This is a genomic window from Pseudomonas sp. NPDC087817, assembly GCF_044742875.1.
Classification (GTDB): Bacteria; Pseudomonadota; Gammaproteobacteria; order Pseudomonadales; family Pseudomonadaceae; genus Aquipseudomonas.
On the sequence record NZ_JBIUVJ010000004.1, the window covers coordinates 13,183 to 38,837 of the forward strand.

Sequence of the window (25,655 nt, forward strand, 5' to 3'; positions counted from 1 at the left end):
TGGAGTGCATGGGGCACTCCACTTTCTGCTCTATCAACCGATCAAGTTGCTGGCACTAAAGCGGGTGTCTCAATCGTCTCCGCCAGCGGTACATCACTGCCGCCCGGCGTGAGGATCACCTTGCGGCAGTTTTGCTCTTTCTTGTCGAAGATCTTGTAGCCCTCGGCGGCTTGTTCCAGAGACATCCGGTGGGTGATGATCGCCTCTGGCTGCAAGCGCCCGGTCTCGATATGGCCGAGCAGTTCGGGCAGGAAGCGCTGCACGTGGGTCTGGCCCATCTTGAACGTCAGGCCTTTATCGAATGCATCGCCAAACAGGAAACCGTGGATCGGTCCGGAATACACGCCGGGCACACTCACCACCCCGCCCCGGCGCACCGCCGCAATGCATTGGCGCAACGCCTTGCCGCTACCGCCCTCGATTTTCAGCGTGGCCATGATGGTTTCCGTGGTACTGCCCTTGGCTTCGAAGCCCACTGCGTCGATCACCGCATCGACACCACGACTGCCGGGCGTCTGGCGAATGATGGTGTCGGCCGGATCATCGTCGTCATCGAAGTTGATCGGGATCACGCCGTAGGTGCGCTGGGCATACTCCAGCCGATAGGCGTGGTGATCGACCATGAAAATGCGTTCGGCACCGAGCATTCGCGCGCAGGCAGCGCTGAGCAAGCCGACTGGCCCCGCGCCGTAGATCGCGATGCTTGAACCTTGGCCGATACCGGTGTTGGTCACGGCTTGCCACGCGGTCGGCAGGATGTCGGAGAGGAACAACACTTTCTCGTCCGACAACGTCCCCGGCACTTTGAACGGCCCGGTATTGGCCTTTGGCACCCTCACCAGTTCTGCCTGGCCACCAGGAATGCCGCCATACAAACGGCTATAACCGAACAGTGCAGCCGGCGGCGGAATGACCTTTTTGTTCAGCGCCCCGCCCGGGCCCGAGTTGGTCGTTTCGCAAGCAGCGTACTGTTGCAGTTGGCAGAAGAAGCAATCACCACAGGCGATCACGAACGGAATCACCACCCGATCGCCACGCTGTACCGCCGTCACCGCCGCCCCCGTTTCCTCGACGATGCCCATGAACTCATGGCCGAAGATATCGCCATGCTCGACCGTGGGAATCTTGCCGCGATACAGGTGCAGGTCCGAGCCGCAAATGGCCGTGGCCGTGACCCGCAGAATGATATCGTCCGGGGCTTCGATGATCGGGTCCGGCACGGTTTCGACTCTGACATCATGGGCGCCGTGGTAAGTCATTGCTCGCATGGGGGTGTCCTCGTACGTTCGAATGAAAGGATGGCTGCTTCAATTTCGGAAGGACAAAGGCCGATGCGAGTTCATAACGTTTGGGCCTATTCGGATAAGTGGCGTCATTCGCCAATCCGCACCTTGCCGCTGAAGACTTTGAAGCCATAGGTGTTGTAGACCAGCGTCAGCGGAATCAGCACGGCGAAACCGATCAGCATGAACACCTGACTTTTCGGGCTGGACGTGGCGGCTTGCAAGGTCAGATCCGGCGGCACGATCAAGGGAAACAACGCCGTCAGCATCAAGGTAAATGCGAGGATGAACACAGCCAACGCCGCGAACAACGGCAAGGCGTTGAAGCGGCTGCGAAACCCCAACAAGAAGAATGCGAGCAATGCGATCAGCAGCGCTGTCGACGGCAGCCACACACGAGCGTCGGTCAGTCGTTGCCAATACTGCCCCTGCAGCAGCGCCGTCCAGAGCACCAGCACCAGCAACAATCCCACGGTGACCAGCGCCAGCACTTTCGCCTGGCGTTCGCAGCGTTTTTGCAGGTCATCCACGGTGCGCCAGTACAGCCAACTCGCCCCCAGCCACGCGTAGCCCGACACCAGCACCAGACCACAAAACAACGGAAACGGCGTCAGCCATTCAGCGCCATTGCCGCTGTACTGACCATTCGCGTGCGGCACACCCTGCACCAACGTCCCCAGTACTACCCCCTGAATGGCACCGGTGGCCAGCGAACCGACCAGCAACACGCCATCGACCATGCGCTTGGTCTTTTCGCTCGGCGCGTAGTCGCGAAACTCAAGGGCCACCGCGCGCAGAATCAACGCCAGAAACATCAGAATAAAAGGCAGGTACAACGCCGGCAGCAGCACCGCATACGCCAACGGAAACAGCGCCAGCAGCCCGCCGCCACCCAGCACCAGCCACGTTTCGTTGGCGTCCCAGATCGGCAGAATGGTCACGGCCATGGCGCGGCGATCATGACTGGATCGGGTCAGCCCCATCAGCATGCCCACACCGAGGTCGGTGCCATCTAGCAGCACATAATTCATCACCGAAAAGGCCAGGGCGGCGGCACACAGCAGCGTGATCCAGTCGGTGTCGATCATCGGGAGTGCCCCGTTTCATCGGCCAGGGTCGGCTGTGGTCCGGGTTCGTCTTCGTGGGGTGGTTCGCGCAGAACGCGCAACAGCACCCACAGCCCGATGCCGAAGATCAGCAGATAAAACAGCAAGATCAGCCAGGTCGATGTCAGCACCTGCGCGCGGGAAACCGGCGACAGACTGTCCGCCGTGCGTAACAGACCGTAGACGGTGAACGGCTGTCGGCCAACCTCGGTGACCACCCAGCCGCTGAGCATCGCCACGAAACCAGCCGGCGCCAGCAGCACGCTGCTCCACAACCACCAGCGGGCGACGTAGAGTCTGTGCCGTCGACGCATCAGCAGACTGACCACGCCCTGCCCCAGCATCAACAGGCCCAGCCCGACCATCAGCCGAAAGGCGAAAAACACCGGCGCCACCGGCGGAATGTCCTGCGGCGGGAACTCGTCCAGCGCGGCGATGCTGCCGCGCAAGTCGTGCGTCAGGTATAGAGAGCCGATGCGCGGGATCGCCACCTCCCAGTGATTGCGGCGCTCGCTCATGTCCGGCCAGGCAAACACACGCAAGGGCTCGCCCGCCCCTTCGGCCGGGCGAGTCCAGGACCCTTCGATGGCGGCAACTTTTTGCGGCTGGACCTGCAAAGTGTTTTGCCCGTGCAGATCGCCGACCACGATCTGCACCGGCATCAGCACGACAATCGTCCACAGCGCCATGGAAAATTGCAGGCGCGCCCGCGGATTGCCCGACGCCTTCAACAGTTGCCACGCACTGGCGCCAGCCACCAGGGTGGCGGTGCCGAGCAGCGCGGCCAGGGTCATGTGCAGCAGACGATAGGGAAACGACGGATTGAAGATGATCGCCCACCAGTCTTCGGCGATGAATCGGCCGTCGGCGGCAAGCGCATAGCCCACGGGCGTGTGCATCCACGAATTGGCCGAAAGGATCCAGAACGCGCTGATCAACGAGCCCACTGCAACCGAACACGTGGCAAAAAAATGCAGACGCGGGCCGACCTTTTTCATGCCGAACAGCATGATCCCGAGGAAACCGGCCTCAAGAAAAAACGCCGCGAGCACTTCGTAAAACATCAAAGGCCCGAGCACATCCCCCGCCTGCACCGCCAGCCGCGACCAGTTCAGCCCAAACTGATATTCCAGAATCAGCCCTGAAGCGACGCCCACCGCCACATTGAGGGCAAACACCTTGAGCCAATAGCGATAGATGTCCAGATAGATCTTGCGCCCGCTCTTCAGCCAAAGCGCTTCAAGGACCATCAGGAAATTCGCCAGGCCGATGCTCAACGCCGCCAGCACGATATGAAAACTGATGGTGATCGCGAACTGGCTGCGCGCCGCCATCAGCGCGGATTCAACGGTATCCATGGCGGCGTCCGGTTTGCGGTTTTTTGCGCATCACGTCGTCCTCGAAGGCGTATCGCCTGTTGTGAGTTGGACATCAGCGCGGCCGCGCAAATTCATCCCAAGCGGTGATCTGCAATGCCGGCCGGGGGCTGTTCATGCAGGCTGCACGAAGGCCTTTTGCCCCGGCCTCGCGCAAACCCTTGCGCCAGCGCGGTTGGCGGTTTCGGCGGGAGTTGGCACAGCAAATGCGACAGCTTCAGGGACTCCACAGCGCCGTGGCACAACGGCCTGTGTTCAATCCGTGAAAGCAGAGGCAACCCCCCATGAACGCCATCGACCTTCTCAAAGCCGACCATGAAAAAGTGAAAGGCATCTTGTCGCAACTCAGCGAATCCACCGACCGGGCGATAAAAAAACGCACGGAACTGCTGGCCAAGCTGGAAATGGAAATCTCGATCCACACCCGCCTCGAAGAAGAAATACTCTATCCGGCATTCAAGGAAGCCGGCAGCAAAGAGCAGGACATCATGTACTACGAAGCCAAGGAAGAGCACCGCACCGTGGACTCGCTGGTCCTGCCGGATCTGAAGATGACCGACCCCGGCACGCCCGAGTTCGCTGGTCGGGTGAAAGTGGTCAAGGAGCTGCTGGAGCACCATATCGAAGAGGAAGAGACGGAAATGTTCCCGCAGGCGAAAAAACTCCTCGGCAAAGCCAAGCTCGACGAACTCGGCGCCGAAATGGAAGCGATGAAAGCCAGTTACAAGAAGGACATGGCGGCCGGCAACATGGCCGCGTAAGTATTTGATCGCCCCCCGAGCCCGGCAGAAATGCCGGGCTTTTTTGTTGCATCAATCCAACCACCACTGAAGATCACTTGTGGGAGGGGGCTTGCTCCCGAAGGCGGCAGATCGGCCGCAATCAACTCTGAATGCCAAGCTACATTCGCGAACCAGCCCGCGCCGACCTGTAGTACCGTCATCCGGTCAACAACAGGGAGGTGGATATGGAACAGGGAGCAGGCAAGCGCATCGTGGTCATTGGTGCAGGCATCGTCGGCGCGTCACTGGCGTATCACCTAGCGGGCAAAGGTGCCGACGTCACGCTGATCGAGGCCGAAGACATCGCGTGCGGCGCGAAGGGACGCTCATTCGGCTGGATCAACGCCACTTACGCCGGGCCCGATCCTATCGCGCAACTGCGCGGTGCGGCGATCAACGAATACCGCCGACTCGAAACCGAACTGCCCACGCTGAAAATACGCTGGACCGGCGCGCTGTCCTACGGCGCGAGCATTGATGACATCGCGCAAACGTCTGCAACCCTGCTGCCACGCGCCGAGATTCTCGCCCGTGAGCCGAACCTCAAGCATCCCCCGCAGCAAGCCCATTTCGCCGCCGAAGAAGGCGCACTCGAACCGGCGCCCGCGACCCATGCCTTGATCGCCGGCGCCCAGTCCTTTGGCGCCCGGGTACTCACACAGACCGGAGTGCTCGGTTTCACCCTCAGCGGCACGAAGGTAACCGGCGTTGAAACCACCGCCGGCATTATCGCCAGCGACATTGTCGTCATCGCAGCAGGCACCGGTATTCCCCATCTGACCGCCCTGCTCAACGCCGCGCTGCCCATTGCGGCTGCCCCGGTCATCCTCATTCGCTACAAGACCCAGGCCGATGTCGTGCGCGGCATCATTTCCAACCCACAAATGGAAGTTCGGCGAGGTGCGGATGACACCTTGCTGGCTGCGGAGGATTACCTCGACGACACGCCGCAAAATTCTCCGCAGGCGATCGCACTGCGAACCGCCAAAGCCATTCAGAACGAACTTCACGGGATCATGTCCATCGAGCCAGAGTCCGCCTGCATCGGCCTCAAACCCGTCACTGCCGATAGCCTGCCCATCGTCGGCTTCCTGCCCAATGTCACTGGCGCCTACGTGTGCTCGATCCACCCCGGCGTCACACTGGCCGCAATCGTCGGCCGACTCGCCAGCGAGGAAATCATCGACGGCCAATCATCGGCCGCCCTCGCCCCGTGTCGTCCCGCGCGATTCCTGTAAATCCAGGCCGCACTTGATTTAGACTTGGCGGCTTTTTTCGCAAAGGATTTGCACATGCAGCGCATCGTTATTCTGGGCAACTCGGGCAGTGGAAAATCGACCATCGCCCGGGACATTGGCCGACGTCTGGGTCTGCCCGTGGTGCACCTCGATCCGCTGTTCTGGGAGCCCGGCTGGATCGAGCCGGATAACCAGATGTTCCGCGAGCGGGTGCGACACGCTATCGCCGGTGACGCTTGGGTCTGCGAGGGTAATTATTCGCGACGCACCTTCGATCTGCGGCTGCCCCGTGCGGATCTGATTATCTGGCTCGATACGCCGCGCCTGACCTGTTTGGGGCGGGTCATTCTGCGCAGCGTGTTGAACCGGCCACGCGCAGACCTGCCGGCCGGTTGCACTGAGCGGCTGGATAAAGCATTTCTGGGTTTTCTGAAGTTCGTCTGGCACTTTGATCGGGTCAATCGCCCGAGCATTGACGCTAATCGCTTGGCCATCGGCGCGCAAATTCCGGTCGTTCACCTGCGAGGCTCGCAGCAGATTTCGGCGTTTCTGGCCGGCCTGTCGACTCAAGCTCAAACTACTGAAGCCTCACACATCTGAAGTGAAACCAGAACTGCCTGTTCGGAGCGTTTACCGATGAAAATCTACTGGCCGATGTTCTGGTCTCAGCATCGAGGAATCGACTACGGCGCCGCCACGCTTCGCCTCGATGAAATATTGCCAAGCATTGGCGCAAGAACCTTCGCGTTCTTTGATAACAACGACCTTCCAGCCGACGGCGAAACCATCCATCTAGTCTGGACTCCGCCGGTTTCCGACTTGAACGACTGGAGTGAACAGCCTTCGGAAATTGCCCAAAGCTACCTCTTGAAGGCCAACGTGGTCGGCGCAGCTCAAGCCCCCGCCTCAACAACAGAAGCCTCGCGCCGCGCCCACTCTGGCAAGCGCGAATATGAGCTTGATGTGCTTTCCTGCGAGCGTTTTCTGTCGGTGCTGCAAGCACTCCCAGCGCACTCAAACCCATGGGATCTACTCGGCAATGCATGGGCGTGGGAGCGAATCTCGTGGTCCGGCAGCGCGGTCGTTGAAGGAATGACCTATCTGACCGCGACAGCGAACGAGGCTTTTATGGAATTGATTTTCGAGGAGATCGACGAGCAGATCATCGGGCTCTTCTCGTTGCACATCGATCCGGGTGGCGTGTTCCAGGATTTCGGCAGGAAAATATTGACGGGCGAAGAACGGCGGTTGATCAAACAGGTACTCGACACCGCGCAGACACTGCATGACTCACAGCCGGCATACCTTGTGGATCGCGCACTGACCTCAGCGCACGATAAAAATGGCAGCGAGTGAGTATGGATAGCCGTAAAGACGTCACTTTCGCCTATCAAGCGGTTTACCGTTACCTGGTCGGTTTGATCGAGACCACGAGCGTCAAGGGGGAACAGAAGCTCCCTTCCCTGCGCCAACTCGCCCAGCGCCTGAGCGTGTCGGTGTCGACCACCAAATACGCCTACGCGCTGCTTGAAGACGAAGGGCGAATCTACGCCCGACCCAAGCTCGGTTATTTCACCCGATCGACGCCCGCCCCGCTACCGAATGACCGCTCGACCAACCTGCTGGACAGCGCGTTCTTCAACGCACGGCAACCGGGCATGCTCGCACTGTGCAGCGACGCGCCGGCGATGCTGGCGTCACTGCAGAATCCATTGTTGATGATGGAGCGCGAACTGACCCGGCAATACCCGGGCGATCCGGCGCCGCACTATCAGCCGTTGGGTGAATCGGAACTGCGCGCCACGTTGGCCGAGCGCTATACACGTTCCACGGAGAATTACTGGCAGGCCGAACATGTCTACATCGGCGCCGATCTGCAGAGTGTGATGGCGCTGTCGCTGCAGGCGCTGAACCTGCAAGGCACGCTGGCGGTGGTGGAATCGCCGTGCTCTTGGGCGATTCTGCGCCAGCTGCAAGCGGCGCAGATTCGCGTGATCGAAATGCCCCTGAACGAGCAAGGACGCTTTGACCTGCCAGCGCTCAATGCGCTGCTCAACGATGAGCCCATCCGCTTGGCGGTGCTGTCGTCGACGGTGAACGTGCCCCAAGGCAACCTGATGCCGGCGCAGGACAAACAGCAAATCTGCCGCTGGTTGGCAGAGCGGGATATCTGGCTGTTCGAAAACGATACCTACGGTGAACTCTGCTTCGAACCGGAACCTGCTCGCTACCGCGATTTTGCCGACCCGGAGAAACTGTTGGTGTTTTCGACCTTCGACAAGATCATTGGCGCGGAAGCCCCTTACGGTTACGTGCTCTGTCGCCAGCAGCCGCTGCAATTTCATCGGCTGTTTATCGAGCGAGGCTTTCGCCTTTCGCCGACCCGGCAGAAAGCAATCGCCCGCCTGTTCCACTCCAGACGCATCGACCAGCACTTGATCACGCTTCGCGCGCTGTTGCAGGAGCGCATGCAGCGCATGAAAGCGTTGCTGGAGGAGCATGGCAAAGGTCGATGGCAGGTAGTGGTCCCGCAGGGCGGCGCCAGTTTCTGGCTCAAAGCCACACACCCGGTGGACATGCGGCGGGTCTTTGAGCGCTTGCTGAAGCAACGCATCGTCATCGTTCCCGGGGAAGTGTTCAGTCAGCAAGGCGCCTGGAAACATCACCTGCGTCTGAGCTACACCCTCGAATGGCACAAGGATATAGCTCAGGCCTTGAAGCAACTGGCTCAGGCGTTCGACGAAGCCCGTTAGCCCCGTTCAGAGTCCATAGCAATGCCGCGCTTCAGGGAATTGCCCCTGACGCACCTCATCGGCAAAGCGCTCGCAGGCCTCACGAATCACCGCGCCGACATCGGCGTACTGTTTGACGAAGCGCGGTACGTGCGCACCGCCGAGGCCCAACACGTCTTCGGTGACCAGCACCTGACCGTCGCACGCCGGCGAAGCGCCAATGCCGATGGTGGGCATTTTCGAATCTGCAGTGATCTGCCGCGCCACGCCTTCGGCCACGCCCTCAAGCACCAGGCTGAACGCGCCCGCCTGAAGACTCGCCCGGGCATCCTCGGCAATCACCGCGCCGGTTTCAGCAGTCAGCCCCTGGGCCTTGAAGCCGCCCATGACATTGACGAACTGCGGCATCAGCCCGATGTGCGCCATGACCGGTACACCGCGCGCCACAAGAAACTCGACGGTAGGCGCCAGCGCCGTGTTCACCTCCAGCTTGACCGCATCACACCCGGTGCGCGCCAGCACCTGGGCGCAATTGCGAAAAGCCTGTTCATGGGATTCCTGATAGCTGCCAAACGGCATATCGGCGACGACGCAAGCCAGTTGCGTGCTATCGACCACCGCCCGGGTGTGGCCGATGATTTCTTCGAGCTGCATGCTCAGTGTCGAGGGCCGGCCATAGCCGACCATTGCCGTCGAGTCGCCAATCAGAATGAAATCGACAATCGGGTCGATCAGCTTGGCGATGGCACTGGAATACGCCGTCAGCGAGACGATTTTCTGCTGGCCTTTCATCGCCACCAGTTGTGGAACGGTCAGTCGTTTGGTGCGGGTATGGCTGCTCATGTGCGTCGTCCTGAAAGGTTTGTCCGTGGCTGAGAGACCTTCTCGAAGGCACTGCCGAATGCTTCCACATGGCACTCGACTCCCAGCGGAGTGAGTGCCCGATTATTGGCTGCACAGGGGAGAATTCAATGTACAGATTCCGCCAGAAAAGCAACCCAGCCCCCAGCCGCGAGCGGAATCTGCGCCCTGCCTGATACTCATCTCGAGTAAAGTGTGGCGAATGGGCCTCCTGAACTGTCACCCTCTGTGATGTTCGATTTAAAGAGGCTGCCAATGGACTGCACGACTCGAAAAGGACGTCATCTCATGTTTCATCGCAACAGGCTGGTGCCAGAGCTCATGGTGACTCACCTGGAGAAAAGCCTGGCTTTCTGGGTCGCTTGTCTGGGTTTCAGCATCGCTTACCAACGCCCCGAAGACGGCTTCGCCTATCTGGACCTGAACGGCGCTCAAGTCATGCTTGAGCAAGTCGATCCGCACGCCGGTCAATGGCTGACCGCAGCGCTGAGCAAACCCTTTGGCCGGGGCATCAATCTGCAAATTGACGTTGAAGCGGTCGCCCCTGTAATCCACAGACTGGAGCAGGCAGGCTTTGCACTTTTCCGGGCATGCAAAGATACGTGGTACCGGGCGGACAACGTCGAGGTCGGCCAGCGCGAGTTTATTGTTCAGGACCCCGATGGTTACCTCATCAGGCTGGTGGAGCGTCTGGGTGAGCGGCAGGTCAGCTCAATCTGAAGGCACGCCATTGCCCAGTTCTCACTGCGGCCACTCAACACTCTCAAGGAAAATATCCATCATGGATGACACCATCACTTACCGGCTCGCCACCGCCGAAGACGCACTGACCTTTTGCGAGTTGGGTCAGTTGCTAAACGCTGTGCACCACGCCGCCCGTCCCGATATCTACGCCGCGCCCACCGAAGACTTTTCCCGCGACCTGCCGCACTGGTCGGGGGTGTTCGAGAAGCCGAATCAGGTCGCTTTCATTGCCCACGTCGGTGATCAGCCGGCGGCCTTCATTACCGCCAATCTTTCGGCAAGCGCCGGGCCGCTGATGCAACCGCAGAATGTCGTGCGCATCGGCTCGGTGTGCGTGGCGGAGCGGTTTTCCGGCAAAGGCATTGGTCGAGCGCTGATGCAAAGGGTCAAGGATTGGGGCATCGAACATGACGCTCAGGACTTACGCCTGACGGTGTGGCCGTTCAATGAACGCGCGGCGCGTATGTATGCGGAGTTCGGCTTCGAGCATCGCGCAGTCGAAATGGGTATGCGTCTGGCATGAGCAGGCAAAAACGACTCGCCCTGATCGTCTTCGGTTTATTGCTGTTCTACGCCGGGCTATGGACGGCCTCAGACTGGTGGGAAAGAGCGCTCGCCAAGCCGGACGGGGCCGCGGATATCAGCCCCGACGGCTGCGTGCGTGTCCAGCAGTTCAGACCCCATTGGCTGTTGTTCAATTCCTTTCATCCTCAGTTCCACCCGGACGATCCGCAGGATCGGACGTGGTTCGTCAGTTGGGAGAGCCCGGCGTTTTTTCGTTTGTACGACAATCGCAATGGCCAGTTGCTCGGCGAGAGCGAAATCTATGATCTGGTGGCTTATGGCGGACCACTAATCTGGGGTTATGGCCCTTCAAGCACCGTGTACGTCGGCATGATCCAGATCGGCACCACACCGTCAGACTGCCCGGGCAATCATCAAGGTTAGCTCTCCAATTCGACTACGCTGATCGAGCGCGCTTACTTCCTGCGCTCGTCTGATTGGAGACACCGACATGACTCGCTCTCTGTTGACCGCCCTGAGCCTGCTCGCCCTGAGCTTTGCGGCCCATGCTGACATCACTCCATTTCCTGCGGTGTTCCGGGTTCAAGAGATCCCCGTCGACGGCGCGACAATGCACGTGCGCGTCGGTGGCAAAGGCCCGGCCGTGGTGCTGTTGCATGGCTTCGGCGATACCGGCGACATGTGGGCACCGCTGGCAGCGGATCTGGCGCGTGATCATACGGTGGTGGTGCCCGACCTGCGTGGCATGGGTTTGTCGTCGATCCCTGAAACTGGCTACGACAAGAAGACTCAGGCCGGTGACATTCGCGCGGTCTTGAGCGCCCTGAAAATCGAGCACTCGGTGGTCATCGGCCACGACATCGGCACTATGGTCGCCTTCGCCTATGCCGCCCGCTATCCAGAGCGGACCGAGCGTCTGGTGGTCATGGACGCGCCGGTCCCGGGGATCACGCCGTGGAACGACATCGTGCGCTCGCCGATGCTCTGGCACTTCGACTTCGGCGGCGCTGACATGGAGCGTCTGGTGGCCGGACGCGAGCGCATCTACCTCGACCGTTTCTGGAATGAATTCGCCGGCACCCCGGCGAAAATCGACGAAGACACCCGCCAGCATTACGCCAAACTTTATGCGCGCCCCGGCGCCATGCACGCGGCGTTCGCGCAGTTCCGCAGCATTCGCCAGGACGCGACCGACAACGAACCCGTACTGCAAAAGCGTCTGACCATGCCAGTGCTGGCCGTGGGCGGTGAGAAATCCTTCGGCAACAACGAAGCGATCGTCATGCGCAACGCCGCGGACAAGGTCACTGAAGTGGTGATTCCGGGTGCGGGGCATTGGTTGATGGAGGAAGCGCCGGCGCCGACAATCAAGGCTGTTCGGGACTTTATTTCGATGTGAGGGAATGGCGGTGTTTTTGCTGCGCATGCCAAACGCGAAGAACTCAGCAACTAGTCACGGCCCCGATTCACGCTTAACATACCCGCAACTCGTATTACCGCGGCTGCTGAACCCGGTACTCACGAGGAAACAATCATGCAAAGAACCCGCGCCTGGCGACGTAAACAGGCCCGTAAATGCGGCAATGGCAAAGCGGCCGATCCGCTGAAGTTCAAGCCGGAAAAGAACTGGAAGTTGATATACACCCGTTCTGACAAGCTGGTCAGGGCACGCCAGCTCGGCATGCCCTATCCCATCCGCACCACGCGCCAATTGTTGGATCAAGAGTGACCAATCTCCTGTTCATCTGCAGCCGCAACCAGTGGCGCAGCCCCACGGCGGAAGCCATCTGGCGCCGCCGCCCCGGCTTCGACGCCCGCTCGGCCGGCACCAGCCCCAATGCACGCAAACCGGTCGGCCCGGCGGATATCCGCTGGGCCGATGTCATCTTCGTCATGGAACGCAAACACTTGAATCGCTTGCAGGCCGAATACGCCCGGTTACTTGAGTACAAGCCGATCCACACGCTGGATATTCCGGATGACTATCGCTACATGGATCCTGAGTTGATGAGCATCCTCGAAGACACCGTGACGCCCTACCTCAACACCTAGACTATTGGCTTGAACCACTGCCCTCCGCCACTAATACATCGAGTGAAAAATATGAATCGTCAGAAAAAACTGCAGCAGTTGTTCAAGGAAAAAGCCAAAAAGGCCAACGCAAAACTGGCCCCGAAAAAGCCTAAATACATCAGCAAGGCCGAGCGCGCGAAACTGGAAGCCGAGGCTAGTTCGGAGTCGGTGGTTTCGTCCGAGAGCTGATTCAGGTATCTGCCCTACAGTTCACAGGGCGCACCGTCCTCGTCGAAGTAGTAGATGTTTTCATGCTTGTAACCCCACTGACCGCCGTGAAAACGGACATGCGGTTCGAACGTGAAACAGGACACCTCACCCAGTTGCCGGTGATTACCCGATTCAATGTAGAGCCTTTGCTCCCGTCGCTCGCAGATGCTGTGACCGACGTTGCCAAGGAAGTCCAGATTCTCGCAACCGATATCGAGAACAGCCTCATTAGCCCACTCATACAAGTCGTTAAACGTGGTTTCAGGACGAACAAATTGCAGCATGTGCGCATGCAAGCGCTGTTGCACCGCGTATCCGCCAGTGAACTCCTCACCCACCGGCATCGTTCGACACACTCCATCTTCAACGTAAAACGAACGAGCACAATCACCCCAGATATCGCCTGATCGCGGGCTGAGATCGACGGTTATCAGGTTATATAAGCCGACCTTTTCTTCACTGGGCTGATAATCGCGGCCGGACACTGAAAGCAGGCTACGCGACCCCAAAAGTACGAAGGCCGGGCAATCGTAGTACCAGGTTTGCGGGTACCCCGCGTGCGCCAGTCGGTCGGCGGCGAACTTCGCGATAGAGGCTTCTGTAGAGCCTGGGATGATGTGATCAACGAGTTGGGCGAGAACGGATTTCGCCGCTGCCTGGACGAGTCGATTGCGTGGCGCGGGCATGAACGGAAGCTCCTTTTATGATCGGTTCGATTAAAGCTGATTGAGTATCCGTAACCACTTTCCTCCTTGCCGTCGACCAGCGTTTATTAGCTGACACAGCGTACTCGCTCACTCAAGCACTGCTTTCAGGCTCTAATCTCTGCCAAGTAATTTTTGAGCTTTTCGTACTCGTCAAAAGTCACCTCGTAAGTGACGAGGATCTTCTGCCCCGGCAGTGGTTTAAGCGCCAGTAGTCTGTGCAAAGACTGCCACGCCCACACTAATAAAATCAGAAACACCACGTAGACAAGCAGATAAATACTGAAGACAAATATAAGCTGCGAACCATCACTGAAATCCAGAAGCGACGAAAGATAGATCAACGTGTTGGTAGCGACTATAAACAACAGCATAAAAATCCATAGCAGAAAGTTCCGCACACCAACTGACAGTTTCATATTTCTCATTTTCGGGACCTGAATGGCTAAACGTATAAAAATTCAAAGAAGCGCTCATCGAGCATTTAAATCAAATGCCTGTCGACACGTAATACCACCCCCCACCCATCTCGGTGACGATGGCGTTTTCTGCCTTGTCAGGCTGGTATTTCGCGAGCGGTGAATAGACATAAGATGCGTAACAAAGAAAGCAAGAAAGATGGATTTGTGCGAACGACACACGGCCTTGCGCGGACTCAACGCTGAGCCTTATAGGGGCTATTTTTGCTTTTCTCGCCGCCTCCCTGGCTTTGGCAAAAAGCGCCGTGCCTGATTCATCAAACGGCGTTTTCTCGTCGCCGACTCCACAAGTCGAGGCGGTCGAGTTGGCATACTCAGCCGACTCGACACGTACACTCTCACACCAGTCCTGGTCCTGATAATAAGAAATTCCATATCCGTTAAATGCAGTGACCAGAGTATCCAGCCGAGGCACCATTTCGGGATCCGTTGAATCAGCCGTTGCGTAGAGAACAACTACAATCAAAGCCAGTATTGCGGCGATACCCAACACCAACTTAATCAAAACCGAGGCCAGGTATTGAATCGTGCAGAGCAGAATATGGGCTGTCGACTTAATGAAACGCATCATGACGACTTAAATACTCCGGCCAGCGAAAACAGCACGCAATTCGGTAGTTTCACCGGCGTGACTTCTTTCATTTTGTGAAGGCTTGGGTATAGCGGGAACAGGCACACTTCCATATTCACTCATCAATCATCCTTGTTCGTCCCGGGAGAATCCTGTCCCGGGAGTGCGGCGCAGAGGATACACCATCCGCTCAGTCCCTTTTACACGTCAGCCACGCCCCCCAGAACAAACTACTGAAAAACCGCGTCGCCTCGCCAAACCCCGCCTGATGCAACAACGCCTGAACCGCCGCTTCGGAATGCGGCGGATCCGCACCTTGCAGAATCTTGCCAAGCTTGGCACTCACCTCCTCCGCACTGGCACCCTGCTGCCGCCAGCGCTGCCCCCACGCCGCCAGCAACAACGGTTGGCTGGCGTAGGCGTAATGATTGCCCGCAACGATCAAAGGAGCGCCGGGTTTGAGACGAGCCTGAATGGACCGCAAAATGGCTCGTTTGGGCTCATCGCCATTCAGATGATGCAGCACACCGATCAATGTAGCCGCGTCGAACACCTCATCCGCCGGCAAGTCGTCGACCAGCCCAAGCCGCACCGTCGTTCTATGTCGCAAACCATGGGCCTGCAACTGCTGCGTCGCGGCGTCCAGCATCGGCTCGGAAGGATCGATCGCCGTGAAGTGCCAGTCCGGCTCCAGCGACGCCATCGCAACGATTTCCTGAGCTGTACCGCCAGCGCCGACCACCAACACGTTTGCCGAGGGCGAGTGGCCGAGTTGGGCGGCCAACATGCACGCCGCGAGATCGTGGCAGGCGTCGTATCCGGCCAGGGCGATGCGGCTTTGTCTGGCGTATTCGTTGGCGCGGGAGGCGTCGAATTTATCGGCAGGTGTCGGGGTGGATGCGTTCAATGGGCGATTCTCCTTGTCTTTGCAGCAAGGTACGCCGAGGGATGGGATAAGAAAAATGCATTGATTTTATGTGGTGCATTCCCATGAGGAATGCACAGTTCAAGCACGCCACCATCCGTGCGCTTCTTTCTGCTGAGGCTTACTCGGTCACTGGACGCTTGATGCCGCGAATGGCGTTGCGGCAATCCTCCAGCAACTCCTCCCGAAACGGCTCGATGTCCTGCCACTCCATCAGTTGCTTCAACTCTTCAGCCGCGACTCTGAGCGGCTGCCATTGCGCATGATCAAACATGAACCAGTCATCACAGTGAAAAGCCGCTTCCGTCAGACCATTACATTGCTCCCACAGACTTTGCAGCCGGGTTCTGATGTCCATCGGCAACGCACCGGCGCACGCTGTCAGCGTTCTTTCCAGCGGCAGCATCACTTCCGACCATGTCTCACAGGCCGGGCAGTACGGAATCGCCCCCCGCTGCTCTTCCGGCGTCATGGCAAGAAAATGCAGAGCCAGAAGCCCCTCGCACACGGCAAAGACTCGGCCGTACTCATCCTGGCCAAACCACTCCCGCATCGTTGCAGAAAAACCCATCACCCGACTCCGGAAAACCGTTCACCCCATGCACCGACCTTGGCGGCGGGAATGCACTTTAACAGCGTGCTTTTGGCAGCGATATTCAGTGCTTGTTTAAGGGATTCCGGGGAACGTTTAAATGACACGCCGCGTTACGCCCAGAAGGCTACAACACCTTGCGTCGTTGCCTACGACTACGCCAGAATCCGCCGGCTTGTGCGCCTGGAGGGCCATCGGTAACTTGATCTCCGTCACTGATTCCCAGTGATCGGGTTTAGTAGCCCGAGGTAAATGAAAGTGCAAAAGCGTCGCTGAGACAGGTATCCCTTACCTGCATTTGATGGCGGCTGTGCGTAGGGCGCCCCCGGGCGCGCCGGCTTTCTTCTTTTCCCCGGTCTACTAACCTGCGTACAGCTGCCACCCCCTGTTTAGTAGCTCGGAGCGGCAGCCACAAACAGGAAAAAGAAGAAATGTGCAAAGAAACGCCTGACCCTCCGGAAACCGACCCGGCCTCCCCTTACGAATCACCCGATTCCAAGAAATTCCACGACGCGGCAGAACGCGCCCTCGACCATTACCTCAAGCCAGCGGCGGCGATCATGGCTGCGCCGTATAAACCCAGCACAATGTTTCTGGTTGATCCGGAGGCCGATGCTGAGTCGTTGCTGGCAAATGCCTGCGAATCGTTGGCCTCGGCGAGTGTCATGCTCGGTGATGTTGCCGGGCTTGTGGATGGGCCGATACGCAAGACTTTGCTGGGCATTGCGCAGGTGGTGATGCTTGGGGAGCTGGCGGTGAATCGTGCTTTGGATAAGGTTGATGTAGCTGGATAGTTGCGGTCATTCTGTGGCGACTGGTTTATCCGTCGCCACAGAACAACGCCACGTCTGTGAACTTTGCAAGTGACTGCTTTCGGCCAAAAGCTACCGTTCGAGAAATGCAGCTTCTGACCCATTACAGACATGAAATCAGGGGGCACTGGTATAGACGAGCACAGCTATGACTGCTGCAAACGGAGATAGCAGAATCAGTCCACCGACGACAACTGCCCAGCCCCAGGCAAAACCACTCTCACCCTTGAAACGGCCGCCACTCAGCAAACCCGGCACAAACACGCCGATGCGATGAGCTATCAAATCGATAATGAAGTCCATTGGCCCTTTCTCCTTGCCGGATTTACCTGAAACGCCAAAATGTCCACTATCGGCCAATAGCGGCCGTTCTGGAATGGTAGGAAACGACCGATAACTGTCTTCGATACGCAACTTTCGCCCGGAAGCGGCTCGATTGTAAGAATATGGCGGAGAGCTGCAAAACCGCCTACGCTTATAGAATGATTCCTCGAACGCCTTGCCCATCTGGTGGTATAGAACCGAGAGATCTGACTTCCTTTGACCGTCCGCTTAACACCCACCCGGATCAACCCTCGCCTATCGCCAGCAACTGGCCCCTGAGTCCGGTCCACACGACCAGCAGTACGGCGCAACGGGTAAAAGCCAGACCCAGTCCCCCCACCTGCCGTTCAAAAGCGACCGATGCCGCAGCACCTCTGGAAACGGGGGCGCTGTTCACGTTCTGCCATGAGGTCAATCCGTATGTATCGGCCGAGCACGATTCCTTACCAGCAGCATCGAGGGTTCAGCCGAACCTTCACTCAGGGGCATTTGAGCCTTGGATTGTTCTTTCCCATGGAGGCCTTCGACGGGGACACTCCGAGCATGCTCAACCAGGTCACACTGGCTAAACAAGCCGAGGCGCTGGGCTTCTGCGCGCTCTGGTTTCGCGACGTGCCGCTTCGCGACCCTGGCTTCGGGGATGTCGGCCAAGTCTTCGACCCCTGGGTTTACCTGGGTTATATGGCCGCCCATACCTCGGAGATTGCACTTGGCACCGCCTCCATCGCCATCCCGCTGCACCATCCCCTGCACACGGCCAAGGCGTCAGCCAGCGTCGATCAGTTGAGCACTGGTCGCTTGATTCTGGGGGTTGCTTCGGGAGATCGGCCAGTGGAGTTTTCGGCGTTTGGCGTCGATCCCGAAAGGCGTGGAGAAATCTTTCGAGAACACTACGAAGTGATTCGCCGTGCCCACAGCACCAGTTTTGAGCCCATCCACTGGAGCACTGGTGAAATGCAAGGCGCAGACCTGATTCCGAAACCTACCACCCAATTCATTCCAATGCTCGTGACCGGCAACAGTCGCCAGTCACTGGATTGGATCGCGCGTGAGAGCAACGGATGGATCAACTATCCACGCATTCCGAACATGCAGCGGCTGGTCGTGGAAGATTGGCGACTGGAGGTCACGAAACAATGTGGTTCTGTGTATAAGCCCTTTACTCAGTCGCTGTACATCGATCTCGATGAAAATCCGTCAACGCCACCCACACGTATCCATTTGGGGTTCAGACTTGGACGTTACCATCTACGATTTTTGCTGGAGTCGCTTGAGGAAATCGGCGTGGACCACGTCATTCTCAATCTCAAATACGGCAAGCGCCCTGCGGTGGAAGTTATTGAGGAATTGGGTACGCACATCGTTGCGCAGTTCGGAGTGCAGCCGCGTCAGGCAGCTCATTGAACATCGGTCACTGCTACGCCGACGAATGCTCACTTGACGAAACCATTAGGTGTCACGGCGCGGATGACCTACGGTTCTATATCAATGATGGAGATCTTCGCGCCATGAGCGACCGGTGCCCGGCAAACAATCTACCCTACCCATCCTAAACACGTGATGAGCAGATTGCCTTGCAGATTCTGTGCGGCTTCCACGCCGTCCATGGACGCGATTTGCGCGCATATCCTTTCACTTATACCAAACGCGCAAGCATGGCATGAATCCTGGACACAGCACTTTAGCCATGACATTTATCTTCAATACAAGTGTTTTAATTGATCACCGCCCGGGACAGCGGCAGGCCCAGGCGATCCTGATTTTCATACAAGACATCGTGAGCCTCCCCGAACTGAATGAAACTTCCTGTTGGATTTGCTTAACCGGGCAGCTTGGCTGCAAGGACGTCAACCTTCTCGATTGATGGCGGTTCGGCAAACAGCTCGGCAGCGTTTGCCATAAGCGCCGCCGCGACCTTGCCCGAAAGATGAGCCTGCCGGCCCGCTTCATCCGGGAATGCGTCAAAGATGCCAAAGGTGGACGGCCCCAAGCGGATTCCAAACCAGGCTGTAGTGGCTGGCTCCTCCTCCACTAACGGAAGGCCGCCCAAAAGAAAGCTTTCTACATCCTTTTCTTTCCCGGGTTTTGCTTCCAGGCGAACGAACAACGCTACTTTGACCATGATGTGGCTCCTGTTGTTACGATGCGGCTGGCGCTATCAGATCGCGATAGCTAAGAGGGGTATCCGAGACTCTTAACTATGGTCGACGATACCAGGATTACAAACCCAAATAGACCAAGGGTAGCGGCGAGTAGCGCACGGGCAGTGAGAACGACGTAGTGGGCAGCATGTAACCGCAAGTCAGCCGTTTGCTCACTTGGTCCCACCCTCTGGTCTGATAATAATGATTCAACGATATCTGAAATTTAGAAAAACATAAGAGATCATGGTTGCTGTCAGGCCGACCAATATGTACTCGACGCGGGGTAAAAACACGACTAACCCGCCCAAAGAAAACACTATCAACGTGTTTTGTAGTATGTATTTCCTTATTCTACTCACGGCTATGAAATAGCCATATTGCTTACCTAGGAAAAACAAGGCCATGCCGGTGATCGACATAATCTGGAAATCGCGTATCGCAATGTCGTTCAGGATCGCATGCCTAATCAAATTTGCCAGAAGTGCCAGCCCCATAAAAAGAAAAAGGTGCGAGTAGATTAAGGCGTGCCCACTCATACTGCTTTGATGTTTGTTCAATAAGTAAAAACTATCAAAATAGATCCACCAGATACTGCAAATCATGATAAATCCGGTGATGGCCGCCATCACATTATAATAACCCCATTGAATGTTAGACAAGCCTCCGGAAAGGCTAATAATTGACTCCCCCAATAAGATTAGGGTGAGTAGGCCTATGCGCTCAACCAAATGTTCCGTGTGTGCTGGCAACGGTTTTAGTTTAGTCCAGAAAAATACAGGAAACAGAATATCAAGAACAATCCCAATATAAGCAACAAGGTAACGCAAGGGCGGGTCAAAAATAACGGATGAAAGACTAATAACTGCGCTAACTAATAGGGCGAAACCAAGCCTTGAGGAAAGTTCGCCGCGAGAATCGAGTTTACTAATGGATGAAATGTACATAACACTGATGATCGCTCGTATACCAAAATAGCAGGCAATAATAAGCGGGTAGTTCACTTCCAGGTCTTCCCCAATCCGTGCCGATAGCACAATGAGCAGGAGCATTATGAACAATGTTGCCAAACGGTGAAGATTACTGTCTGTATTGAACCTGTTGGAGTAAATCGTGTGACTGGACCAGATCCACCACAACGGTACAAAAAGCAGTAAGAATGTCCATAATTGCTTATGTTCAAAGTGGCCGTCATGAACATGTCCGAGAGTGTGCGTAACCTGGCCTATCGTAACAACGAAAGTCAGGTCAAAAAACAACTCCAACCATGTGGCGTGTCGATTTTCTTCATAATACTTCAAAGATTTCATTAGTTGCCGGCTCCGTGTCCACCTCTTTAATGTAAAAGGAAGCTAACGTTGGTTTTTCCTCGGCTCCGATGTGGGTGATGCCAAGCCGATTTGGCTCTCTAGCGATTTCGTCCACGCACTAACAAAAGCTCAATCATCTGACTCATCCCGATGAACTCTGGAACTCCGTCATAGCGAAGCCCGTCAATGTAAAACGCTGGGGTGCCATTCACGCCGCTGCGTACACCGCCATTGAAATCGGCTTGTATTTTGGGAATGTAAGTATCCTCTTGCATTGCAAGATCGAATTCCTCCTTGGGAAGGCCGTGTTTGAGAACGATGGCGCGATACAGCGGCAGGCCCAATCGATCCTGATTTTCGTACAATTCGTCGTGGGCCTCCCAGAAGAATCCTCGACTCCCGGCATACTCAGCGGTGACCGCTGCACCCAATGCATGGGGGTGAGCGGTGGTCAGAGGGAAGTTACGGAACACAAACAGCAAGTCATCGCGAAAATGCTGTTGCAGATTCTTGACCATCCAATAAGCTTCACCGCAATAGGGACATTCATAGTCGCCAAATTCCACCAAGGTGACCTTGGCATGCGCACTTCCCTGGCGATGGTCGTTGGCACTTACCGGGACTTTGAGAGTGGCCATGTAATCACCTGTTAATTTTTGGTTGGCGTGCTTTGTGGCGAATTCACCAGAGCATCCAGCGCATCCAGAATGCCGTCCGCCCCAGGGTTGATTGCCATTGGTGAGACGTAGCTCCAGGCGACCACCCCCTCCTTGTCAATCACGAACAGTGCCCTCTTACAAACTCCGAGCTGGGACTCGTACGCTCCATACTGTCGTGCCACCGCCCCTTTGGGCTCGAAATCGGCCAGCAGGCTGAAGTGGAAATTTCGATCTTTGGCAAAGGCCTGATGACACCAGGCGCTGTCAACCGAGATACCCAATAGCACCGCACCATATTCTCTGAAGGTGGGTAACAACTGGTTGTACAAGGTCAGTTGGTCACCACACACCGAAGTCCAGTCAGCGGGATAAAACGCCAGTATCACGGGATTTCCCTTTAGCTCACGCAGCGACAACTGTTGATCAGGGGTTGCGTGAAGAGTGAAGTCGGGCGCGACAGTGCCGGCCGGCAGCGGACCCTGAACCAGGTCGCCATTGGTTTTTTGTGCATCATCTAACTCTGAAGTATTCATTGCTTGAACCTTGATAGATGGGTGGTTGGGACGTGCTCAGTGGGATACGACGTGCCCGGCGGGATAACTCCATCCACCATCAAGGGGAAAAAAAAAGACAACACTGCCTCGATCTCAGCCTGAGCCTGAGTAATTTCGGCAGCGAAACGTTTACGTTCCGCATCAAGGAACACAAGAAGATCCGCCGTGTAATCGCGGAATTGGATTAGGCCAGGTTGGCAGGGGAATGGTCGGATTCGCTCTGGCTCACCAATGACTATAGTCGTTGATGACGCTTACCGTAGTAACTGAACGAATTTTCGGTACCCTCCAGTGCCAACAACAGTCACGCGCTTAATGCGTCCACGGCCAGGCGTGTTGAGCAGAGCTTGGGTCTAAAGCGCTCAGTTTCCCAAACGCTTCTAGACCCGGCAAAAGATCTGAAGCGCTCAACAGGAACGCTCCAGGACCGAAGTGGCAACTGAAGTGTGGTTCAGGGCAACCGGACTCGTTCGAATCTGAAGATTCGCCTTTTCAAACTTCGGAACAGACAAGATCGGGCGTCAGGGACCGGGACGCGCGAAGGCTTAGGAAAGCTTCGAGGTCAGCATAGGGCATCGGTTTAGCAAAGTAATACCCCTGAAAAACATCGCAGCGACCGCCCTTGAGAAAATCCACTTGAGACTTGGTTTCCACACCTTCGGCGACCACCGTCAGGCTGAGGTGATGGGCCATGGAAATAATGCCTTGGGTGATCGCGGCATCGTGATGGTCGGTAGCGATATCCCGGATGAAAGAACGGTCAATCTTGATTTTGTCGATGGGTAAGCGCTTGAGGTAGCTGAGGCTGGAATAACCGGTGCCGAAATCATCGAGCGCAATGCGTACACCTAGAGCCTTGAGCTGGTGCAACGTGTCGATCGCCTGCTCAACGTTATGCAACAGAAGCGACTCGGTAATCTCCAGTTCCAACTGCCCGGCGCTAAGTTCGTACCTGTTCAGCACTGCCTGTATACACTCGACGAACTGCCCACGCTGGAAATGCATCGGCGAAATATTCACGGCCATCGAGATGCCTGTGATGCCCTGCTCGCCCAGTTGACGCAACTGCGCGCAGGCCGTATCGAGTACCCAAAGGCTCAGCGGGATGATCTGACCACTGTCTTCAGCCACTGTTACAAACACCGCTGGTGAGATAAATCCTTTTACCGGATGCTCCCAGCGCAGCAAGGCTTCGATCCCGACCACCTGCCCCGTGCGTGCGTCTATCTGCGGTTGATAATGCAGCTGGAAGGATTGAGTTTCGATAGCCTTTTGCAAGTCATTGCGCAGGCTCGCGTGCTCGCAAACACGTTGATTGAGCTCGCTGGTGTACCACTGAAAGTTGTTGCGCCCTTGCTGCTTGGCTTTGTACATGGCCATGTCAGCCTGCTGGATCAGTTGCATCGGCTGCTCAATGTGACCATCGCTCAGGGTGATGCCGACACTTGCACTCACATGCAGGTCAATGCCCTGGATGCAGTAGGGTCTGGCAATGCTGGCCATCAAGCGCTCGGCGACTGGCACTGCGTCCTCGTCACGCAGCAGGTCCGGCAGCAGCACAATGAATTCGTCACCGCCCATGCGCACGATGGTGTCACCGGGACGAACTTGCTGGGTCATGCGTTGCGACACTTCGATCAGCACCTGATCGCCGAAGTAATGCCCGATCGAATCGTTGATGGATTTGAATCCATCCAGATCAATGCACATTACCGCCAGACGCCGATTACGCCGACGACTAATGTGGCAATCCCGAACAAGTCGCTCTTCAAGCGAAACACGGTTAAGCAAACCGGTCAGCCGGTCATGGCTGGCATTGAAGCTCAATTCGCGTTCGAAATTTTTCTGTGCGCTGATGTCCCGGGCAATGCCGAATACTCCCACAATCTCTCCGTTGACCATGATGGGCAGGTTGGAGATATCCATGGTCAACAGTTGCTCACTTTCGTCGCGAAGCTGTGCCTCGAAGCGCTGAGGCGATCCGGCACGGGCTGCGCAAAAATGCTGACTGACCCGTTGCAGATCCTCATCGAGTACAAGATGGGAAAAATGATGACCAATGAAATTGACGGCCGTCTGCGGTTTCAGCTTCAGGCCCGCAGGATTGACGCTCTGGACGTTGCCGGCCAGATCGAGGGCGAACACCGGGTTGGGGTTATAGGTGAACAATGAACGAAAACGTTGTTCGCTCTCCTCCAATCGCCGACCGTCACGCTCATGACGGATCGCAATGACTGCCAGTTGCGCGGCAAACACCAGCTGTTGAATCTGCACCTCGTCCGGCGCATGGATACTCTTTTGGTACAGGGCAAATGTCCCCAACACCGTTCCTTCATGGGAGAGCAAAGGGACTGACCAGCAGGAACGCAGGTCATGCCCCAGCGCCAGGCTGCGGAAACGTTCCCAGTTCGGGTCCCGTGCGATGTCTTCGGTGACTACAAGCTCGCGCCGGAACGCTGCTGTGCCGCAGGTCCCTTCCTGCGGACCAATGGCCATTCCATCTATCGCCTCGCTGTACTCGGCCGGCAGGCCTGGTGCCGCGCCGTAGAGTAAGTGCTTGCCCTCTGCATCCGCCAGCAGGATAGAGCAGTAGGTTTCGGGAGTCTGTGTGTCGAGCATCTGGCAGATGGCGCAGAGTACATCGCCCAGATGCTGATCGGTCGCGATCATGCCGAGAATGTCACGTTGCGATTGGGGGAAGGTCTTGCTCTGAAAGCTTGGACGAGTATTCATGGTGATTCCTGAAGACTCTCGATTCGTCCGGTCTTCAGAGAGCCAGAAACAGTAGCGGGCCGATCACTGTCCACTTGTGCGTCGGATATACACTCTATAGAGCGTCGCCCCGTTAAAAACAGACTCAGATCTAACAAAAAAAGCAGGATCACATTGTTGCCGTCTGGCTGACTTCGCTGTCTCGACTTTTGGAAATCCGCCCTTTTACGGACGTTCACGACACCGCAGGTGGCCAGATCGAACGCTGCGATTTTCAAGCCTGATTGTTCACCCGTGGCTACGGCGTGGGCGATGCCAAGACGACGCCGCACCCTAGCGATTTCGTCCGTGCCCTACAGACCGCTCTACTGGAGTCCCGTCATACTGCCTATGGCCGAAAGCAGTCATTTGTGGACGGCAGCTATCGGCCAAAAGCGGACATCCATGTGTCTAAAGTTGTCGCAAGGATAAGCGCCGAGTTGCAGCGGCTTGCTAAGCTTTGCCCGATCGTCTACCAAAGTGAAACTCTCGGTCATGATGGTATAAGAGCACCCACGCCTCTGATTCTGGAAATACAACTAGATCATCCGAGGACGGATAGCAGAACTCCGGCCAGAAAGATATGAACACCTCCCATGTTGTGCGCAAGGCTGTCTCTGCATCCCAAGAAAGTGATACCGGCTGCTCTAGATGTGGCTGGAGTTGTTTCAGCCAATTGGAGCAAGCCTCCGACGCGGCCTCTTCTGCGTTGGATATTTCAGGACGTAACTCGATGCTCAAGCTGTGATTGCCCAAAAACTTTAGCGCTCGATTGTGCAGCTCCCTCGCCTCCTCAGGCAGCACTACCTGCATCTGCACGAGGATTTCCTCTGGCAACACCGCATACGCTGGGTCGATCCAGCGCCACGCTAGTTTATGATCCTGGATACGCATTAACTGAGC

Annotated in this window: 29 protein-coding genes; 14 read left to right on the forward strand and 15 right to left on the reverse strand. The window is 56.8% G+C overall.

The genetic code is table 11. The annotated features are described in order from the left end of the window. Window positions 1–41: 41 nt before the first annotated feature. The 3 genes from ACIONG_RS05295 to ACIONG_RS05305 form a co-directional block, all read right to left on the reverse strand. A complete protein-coding gene (locus ACIONG_RS05295; RefSeq protein WP_401297218.1) occupies window positions 42–1,268 on the reverse strand; it encodes a zinc-dependent alcohol dehydrogenase in 1,227 nt (408 codons plus the stop codon). A gap of 104 nt (window positions 1,269–1,372) precedes the next feature. After that, window positions 1,373–2,371: a cytochrome d ubiquinol oxidase subunit II gene (gene cydB / locus ACIONG_RS05300; protein ID WP_401297220.1), complete on the reverse strand. Its 999-nt coding sequence runs from the start codon at window positions 2,369–2,371 to the stop codon at window positions 1,373–1,375. Further along, the gene (locus ACIONG_RS05305; RefSeq protein ID WP_401297222.1) at window positions 2,368–3,747 is read right to left on the reverse strand and encodes a cytochrome ubiquinol oxidase subunit I; all 1,380 of its coding nucleotides are present in this window, start codon (window positions 3,745–3,747) and stop codon (window positions 2,368–2,370) included. Before ACIONG_RS05305 ends, cydB begins: the two co-directional genes overlap by 4 nt. A gap of 302 nt (window positions 3,748–4,049) precedes the next feature. Here ACIONG_RS05305 and ACIONG_RS05310 point away from each other — a divergent pair, with 302 nt between their 5' ends. From ACIONG_RS05310 to ACIONG_RS05330, 5 genes are all read left to right on the forward strand, one after another. After that, on the forward strand, window positions 4,050–4,526 hold the full coding sequence (locus ACIONG_RS05310; protein ID WP_315448703.1) for a hemerythrin domain-containing protein: 477 nt from the start codon (window positions 4,050–4,052) through the stop codon (window positions 4,524–4,526). A 206-nt stretch (window positions 4,527–4,732) separates the two neighbouring features. After that, window positions 4,733–5,785, forward strand: coding sequence for an NAD(P)/FAD-dependent oxidoreductase (locus ACIONG_RS05315; RefSeq protein ID WP_401297224.1), 1,053 nt, complete (start codon window positions 4,733–4,735; stop codon window positions 5,783–5,785). Between the two features lie 54 nt (window positions 5,786–5,839). Then, window positions 5,840–6,385 carry an AAA family ATPase gene (locus tag ACIONG_RS05320; RefSeq protein ID WP_103307135.1) on the forward strand — a complete coding sequence of 182 codons (546 nt, stop codon included), beginning with the start codon at window positions 5,840–5,842 and terminating at the stop codon, window positions 6,383–6,385. Window positions 6,386–6,421: 36 nt separating this feature from the next. Continuing rightward, window positions 6,422–7,141, forward strand: coding sequence for a hypothetical protein (locus ACIONG_RS05325; RefSeq protein WP_401297226.1), 720 nt, complete (start codon window positions 6,422–6,424; stop codon window positions 7,139–7,141). 2 nt (window positions 7,142–7,143) lie between these two features. Then, on the forward strand, window positions 7,144–8,538 hold the full coding sequence (locus ACIONG_RS05330; RefSeq protein WP_401297228.1) for a PLP-dependent aminotransferase family protein: 1,395 nt from the start codon (window positions 7,144–7,146) through the stop codon (window positions 8,536–8,538). 6 nt (window positions 8,539–8,544) lie between these two features. Here ACIONG_RS05330 and panB read toward each other — a convergent pair whose 3' ends face one another. Beyond that, window positions 8,545–9,360 (reverse strand): 3-methyl-2-oxobutanoate hydroxymethyltransferase, encoded by an 816-nt coding sequence (panB, locus tag ACIONG_RS05335; RefSeq protein ID WP_401297230.1) that lies wholly within the window; start codon window positions 9,358–9,360, stop codon window positions 8,545–8,547. Window positions 9,361–9,666: 306 nt separating this feature from the next. Here panB and ACIONG_RS05340 point away from each other — a divergent pair, with 306 nt between their 5' ends. From ACIONG_RS05340 to ACIONG_RS05370, 7 genes are all read left to right on the forward strand, one after another. Beyond that, entirely contained in the window at window positions 9,667–10,098 is a 432-nt protein-coding gene (locus ACIONG_RS05340; protein ID WP_315448746.1) for a VOC family protein, read from the forward strand. A 61-nt stretch (window positions 10,099–10,159) separates the two neighbouring features. After that, on the forward strand, window positions 10,160–10,645 hold the full coding sequence (locus ACIONG_RS05345; protein WP_213028483.1) for a GNAT family N-acetyltransferase: 486 nt from the start codon (window positions 10,160–10,162) through the stop codon (window positions 10,643–10,645). Next, entirely contained in the window at window positions 10,642–11,070 is a 429-nt protein-coding gene (locus ACIONG_RS05350; protein ID WP_401297233.1) for a hypothetical protein, read from the forward strand. Before ACIONG_RS05345 ends, ACIONG_RS05350 begins: the two co-directional genes overlap by 4 nt. Before the next feature lie 67 nt (window positions 11,071–11,137). Next, window positions 11,138–12,046, forward strand: a complete 909-nt coding sequence (locus tag ACIONG_RS05355) for an alpha/beta hydrolase (RefSeq protein ID WP_315448711.1) — start codon at window positions 11,138–11,140, stop codon at window positions 12,044–12,046. 135 nt (window positions 12,047–12,181) lie between these two features. After that, window positions 12,182–12,376 (forward strand): hypothetical protein, encoded by a 195-nt coding sequence (locus tag ACIONG_RS05360; RefSeq protein ID WP_103307124.1) that lies wholly within the window; start codon window positions 12,182–12,184, stop codon window positions 12,374–12,376. Further along, the gene (locus tag ACIONG_RS05365) at window positions 12,373–12,699 is read left to right on the forward strand and encodes a low molecular weight protein tyrosine phosphatase family protein (protein ID WP_103307123.1); all 327 of its coding nucleotides are present in this window, start codon (window positions 12,373–12,375) and stop codon (window positions 12,697–12,699) included. Before ACIONG_RS05360 ends, ACIONG_RS05365 begins: the two co-directional genes overlap by 4 nt. Before the next feature lie 51 nt (window positions 12,700–12,750). Continuing rightward, window positions 12,751–12,909, forward strand: a complete 159-nt coding sequence (locus ACIONG_RS05370) for a DUF2986 domain-containing protein (protein WP_103307122.1) — start codon at window positions 12,751–12,753, stop codon at window positions 12,907–12,909. 14 nt (window positions 12,910–12,923) lie between these two features. Here ACIONG_RS05370 and ACIONG_RS05375 read toward each other — a convergent pair whose 3' ends face one another. The 5 genes from ACIONG_RS05375 to ACIONG_RS05395 form a co-directional block, all read right to left on the reverse strand. Then, the gene (locus ACIONG_RS05375) at window positions 12,924–13,616 is read right to left on the reverse strand and encodes a M24 family metallopeptidase (protein WP_401297236.1); all 693 of its coding nucleotides are present in this window, start codon (window positions 13,614–13,616) and stop codon (window positions 12,924–12,926) included. A gap of 125 nt (window positions 13,617–13,741) precedes the next feature. After that, on the reverse strand, window positions 13,742–14,053 hold the full coding sequence (locus ACIONG_RS05380) for a hypothetical protein (RefSeq protein ID WP_401297238.1): 312 nt from the start codon (window positions 14,051–14,053) through the stop codon (window positions 13,742–13,744). A 70-nt stretch (window positions 14,054–14,123) separates the two neighbouring features. Then, window positions 14,124–14,684 carry a hypothetical protein gene (locus tag ACIONG_RS05385; protein ID WP_401297240.1) on the reverse strand — a complete coding sequence of 187 codons (561 nt, stop codon included), beginning with the start codon at window positions 14,682–14,684 and terminating at the stop codon, window positions 14,124–14,126. Between the two features lie 190 nt (window positions 14,685–14,874). Then, window positions 14,875–15,591 (reverse strand): class I SAM-dependent methyltransferase, encoded by a 717-nt coding sequence (locus tag ACIONG_RS05390; RefSeq protein ID WP_315448720.1) that lies wholly within the window; start codon window positions 15,589–15,591, stop codon window positions 14,875–14,877. A gap of 139 nt (window positions 15,592–15,730) precedes the next feature. Then, window positions 15,731–16,180, reverse strand: coding sequence for a hypothetical protein (locus tag ACIONG_RS05395; protein ID WP_401297242.1), 450 nt, complete (start codon window positions 16,178–16,180; stop codon window positions 15,731–15,733). A 452-nt stretch (window positions 16,181–16,632) separates the two neighbouring features. On the opposite strand from ACIONG_RS05395, the gene ACIONG_RS05400 reads away from it, so the two are divergent. Then, entirely contained in the window at window positions 16,633–16,995 is a 363-nt protein-coding gene (locus ACIONG_RS05400) for a DUF6124 family protein (RefSeq protein ID WP_401297244.1), read from the forward strand. A 135-nt stretch (window positions 16,996–17,130) separates the two neighbouring features. On the opposite strand, the gene ACIONG_RS05405 is transcribed toward ACIONG_RS05400, so the two are convergent. Further along, complete coding sequence (locus ACIONG_RS05405; RefSeq protein ID WP_401297246.1) at window positions 17,131–17,316, reverse strand: hypothetical protein; 186 nt, start codon at window positions 17,314–17,316, stop codon at window positions 17,131–17,133. 441 nt (window positions 17,317–17,757) lie between these two features. Between ACIONG_RS05405 and ACIONG_RS05410 the strand changes: the two genes are divergently transcribed. Beyond that, on the forward strand, window positions 17,758–18,741 hold the full coding sequence (locus ACIONG_RS05410) for an LLM class oxidoreductase (protein WP_043862986.1): 984 nt from the start codon (window positions 17,758–17,760) through the stop codon (window positions 18,739–18,741). 415 nt (window positions 18,742–19,156) lie between these two features. Here ACIONG_RS05410 and ACIONG_RS05415 read toward each other — a convergent pair whose 3' ends face one another. From ACIONG_RS05415 to ACIONG_RS05435, 5 genes are all read right to left on the reverse strand, one after another. After that, window positions 19,157–19,459 carry a putative quinol monooxygenase gene (locus tag ACIONG_RS05415; RefSeq protein WP_023047152.1) on the reverse strand — a complete coding sequence of 101 codons (303 nt, stop codon included), beginning with the start codon at window positions 19,457–19,459 and terminating at the stop codon, window positions 19,157–19,159. A gap of 228 nt (window positions 19,460–19,687) precedes the next feature. Then, on the reverse strand, window positions 19,688–20,788 hold the full coding sequence (locus ACIONG_RS05420; protein ID WP_401297249.1) for a low temperature requirement protein A: 1,101 nt from the start codon (window positions 20,786–20,788) through the stop codon (window positions 19,688–19,690). Window positions 20,789–20,886: 98 nt separating this feature from the next. Then, window positions 20,887–21,426 (reverse strand): DsbA family protein, encoded by a 540-nt coding sequence (locus ACIONG_RS05425; RefSeq protein WP_078047886.1) that lies wholly within the window; start codon window positions 21,424–21,426, stop codon window positions 20,887–20,889. Window positions 21,427–21,437: 11 nt separating this feature from the next. After that, window positions 21,438–21,980 carry a redoxin domain-containing protein gene (locus ACIONG_RS05430; RefSeq protein WP_078047885.1) on the reverse strand — a complete coding sequence of 181 codons (543 nt, stop codon included), beginning with the start codon at window positions 21,978–21,980 and terminating at the stop codon, window positions 21,438–21,440. 513 nt (window positions 21,981–22,493) lie between these two features. Further along, the gene (locus ACIONG_RS05435; protein ID WP_401297252.1) at window positions 22,494–24,734 is read right to left on the reverse strand and encodes a putative bifunctional diguanylate cyclase/phosphodiesterase; all 2,241 of its coding nucleotides are present in this window, start codon (window positions 24,732–24,734) and stop codon (window positions 22,494–22,496) included. Window positions 24,735–25,655 lie beyond the last annotated feature (921 nt).

Excerpts from the sequence above, each read along its gene's own strand:
- ACIONG_RS05295 (WP_401297218.1), bottom strand. The coding sequence starts at position 1,268 with ATGCGAGCAATGACTTACCACGGCGCCCATGATGTCAGAGTCGAAACC.
- cydB (WP_401297220.1), bottom strand. The coding sequence starts at position 2,371 with ATGATCGACACCGACTGGATCACGCTGCTGTGTGCCGCCGCCCTGGCC.
- ACIONG_RS05305 (WP_401297222.1), bottom strand. The coding sequence starts at position 3,747 with ATGGATACCGTTGAATCCGCGCTGATGGCGGCGCGCAGCCAGTTCGCG.
- ACIONG_RS05310 (WP_315448703.1), top strand. The coding sequence starts at position 4,050 with ATGAACGCCATCGACCTTCTCAAAGCCGACCATGAAAAAGTGAAAGGC.
- ACIONG_RS05315 (WP_401297224.1), top strand. The coding sequence starts at position 4,733 with ATGGAACAGGGAGCAGGCAAGCGCATCGTGGTCATTGGTGCAGGCATC.
- ACIONG_RS05320 (WP_103307135.1), top strand. The coding sequence starts at position 5,840 with ATGCAGCGCATCGTTATTCTGGGCAACTCGGGCAGTGGAAAATCGACC.
- ACIONG_RS05325 (WP_401297226.1), top strand. The coding sequence starts at position 6,422 with ATGAAAATCTACTGGCCGATGTTCTGGTCTCAGCATCGAGGAATCGAC.
- ACIONG_RS05330 (WP_401297228.1), top strand. The coding sequence starts at position 7,144 with ATGGATAGCCGTAAAGACGTCACTTTCGCCTATCAAGCGGTTTACCGT.
- panB (WP_401297230.1), bottom strand. The coding sequence starts at position 9,360 with ATGAGCAGCCATACCCGCACCAAACGACTGACCGTTCCACAACTGGTG.
- ACIONG_RS05340 (WP_315448746.1), top strand. The coding sequence starts at position 9,667 with ATGTTTCATCGCAACAGGCTGGTGCCAGAGCTCATGGTGACTCACCTG.
- ACIONG_RS05345 (WP_213028483.1), top strand. The coding sequence starts at position 10,160 with ATGGATGACACCATCACTTACCGGCTCGCCACCGCCGAAGACGCACTG.
- ACIONG_RS05350 (WP_401297233.1), top strand. The coding sequence starts at position 10,642 with ATGAGCAGGCAAAAACGACTCGCCCTGATCGTCTTCGGTTTATTGCTG.
- ACIONG_RS05355 (WP_315448711.1), top strand. The coding sequence starts at position 11,138 with ATGACTCGCTCTCTGTTGACCGCCCTGAGCCTGCTCGCCCTGAGCTTT.
- ACIONG_RS05360 (WP_103307124.1), top strand. The coding sequence starts at position 12,182 with ATGCAAAGAACCCGCGCCTGGCGACGTAAACAGGCCCGTAAATGCGGC.
- ACIONG_RS05370 (WP_103307122.1), top strand. The coding sequence starts at position 12,751 with ATGAATCGTCAGAAAAAACTGCAGCAGTTGTTCAAGGAAAAAGCCAAA.
- ACIONG_RS05375 (WP_401297236.1), bottom strand. The coding sequence starts at position 13,616 with ATGCCCGCGCCACGCAATCGACTCGTCCAGGCAGCGGCGAAATCCGTT.
- ACIONG_RS05380 (WP_401297238.1), bottom strand. The coding sequence starts at position 14,053 with ATGAAACTGTCAGTTGGTGTGCGGAACTTTCTGCTATGGATTTTTATG.
- ACIONG_RS05385 (WP_401297240.1), bottom strand. The coding sequence starts at position 14,684 with ATGATGCGTTTCATTAAGTCGACAGCCCATATTCTGCTCTGCACGATT.
- ACIONG_RS05395 (WP_401297242.1), bottom strand. The coding sequence starts at position 16,180 with ATGGGTTTTTCTGCAACGATGCGGGAGTGGTTTGGCCAGGATGAGTAC.
- ACIONG_RS05400 (WP_401297244.1), top strand. The coding sequence starts at position 16,633 with ATGTGCAAAGAAACGCCTGACCCTCCGGAAACCGACCCGGCCTCCCCT.
- ACIONG_RS05405 (WP_401297246.1), bottom strand. The coding sequence starts at position 17,316 with ATGGACTTCATTATCGATTTGATAGCTCATCGCATCGGCGTGTTTGTG.
- ACIONG_RS05410 (WP_043862986.1), top strand. The coding sequence starts at position 17,758 with ATGTATCGGCCGAGCACGATTCCTTACCAGCAGCATCGAGGGTTCAGC.
- ACIONG_RS05415 (WP_023047152.1), bottom strand. The coding sequence starts at position 19,459 with ATGGTCAAAGTAGCGTTGTTCGTTCGCCTGGAAGCAAAACCCGGGAAA.
- ACIONG_RS05420 (WP_401297249.1), bottom strand. The coding sequence starts at position 20,788 with ATGAAATCTTTGAAGTATTATGAAGAAAATCGACACGCCACATGGTTG.
- ACIONG_RS05425 (WP_078047886.1), bottom strand. The coding sequence starts at position 21,426 with ATGGCCACTCTCAAAGTCCCGGTAAGTGCCAACGACCATCGCCAGGGA.
- ACIONG_RS05430 (WP_078047885.1), bottom strand. The coding sequence starts at position 21,980 with ATGAATACTTCAGAGTTAGATGATGCACAAAAAACCAATGGCGACCTG.
- ACIONG_RS05435 (WP_401297252.1), bottom strand. The coding sequence starts at position 24,734 with ATGAATACTCGTCCAAGCTTTCAGAGCAAGACCTTCCCCCAATCGCAA.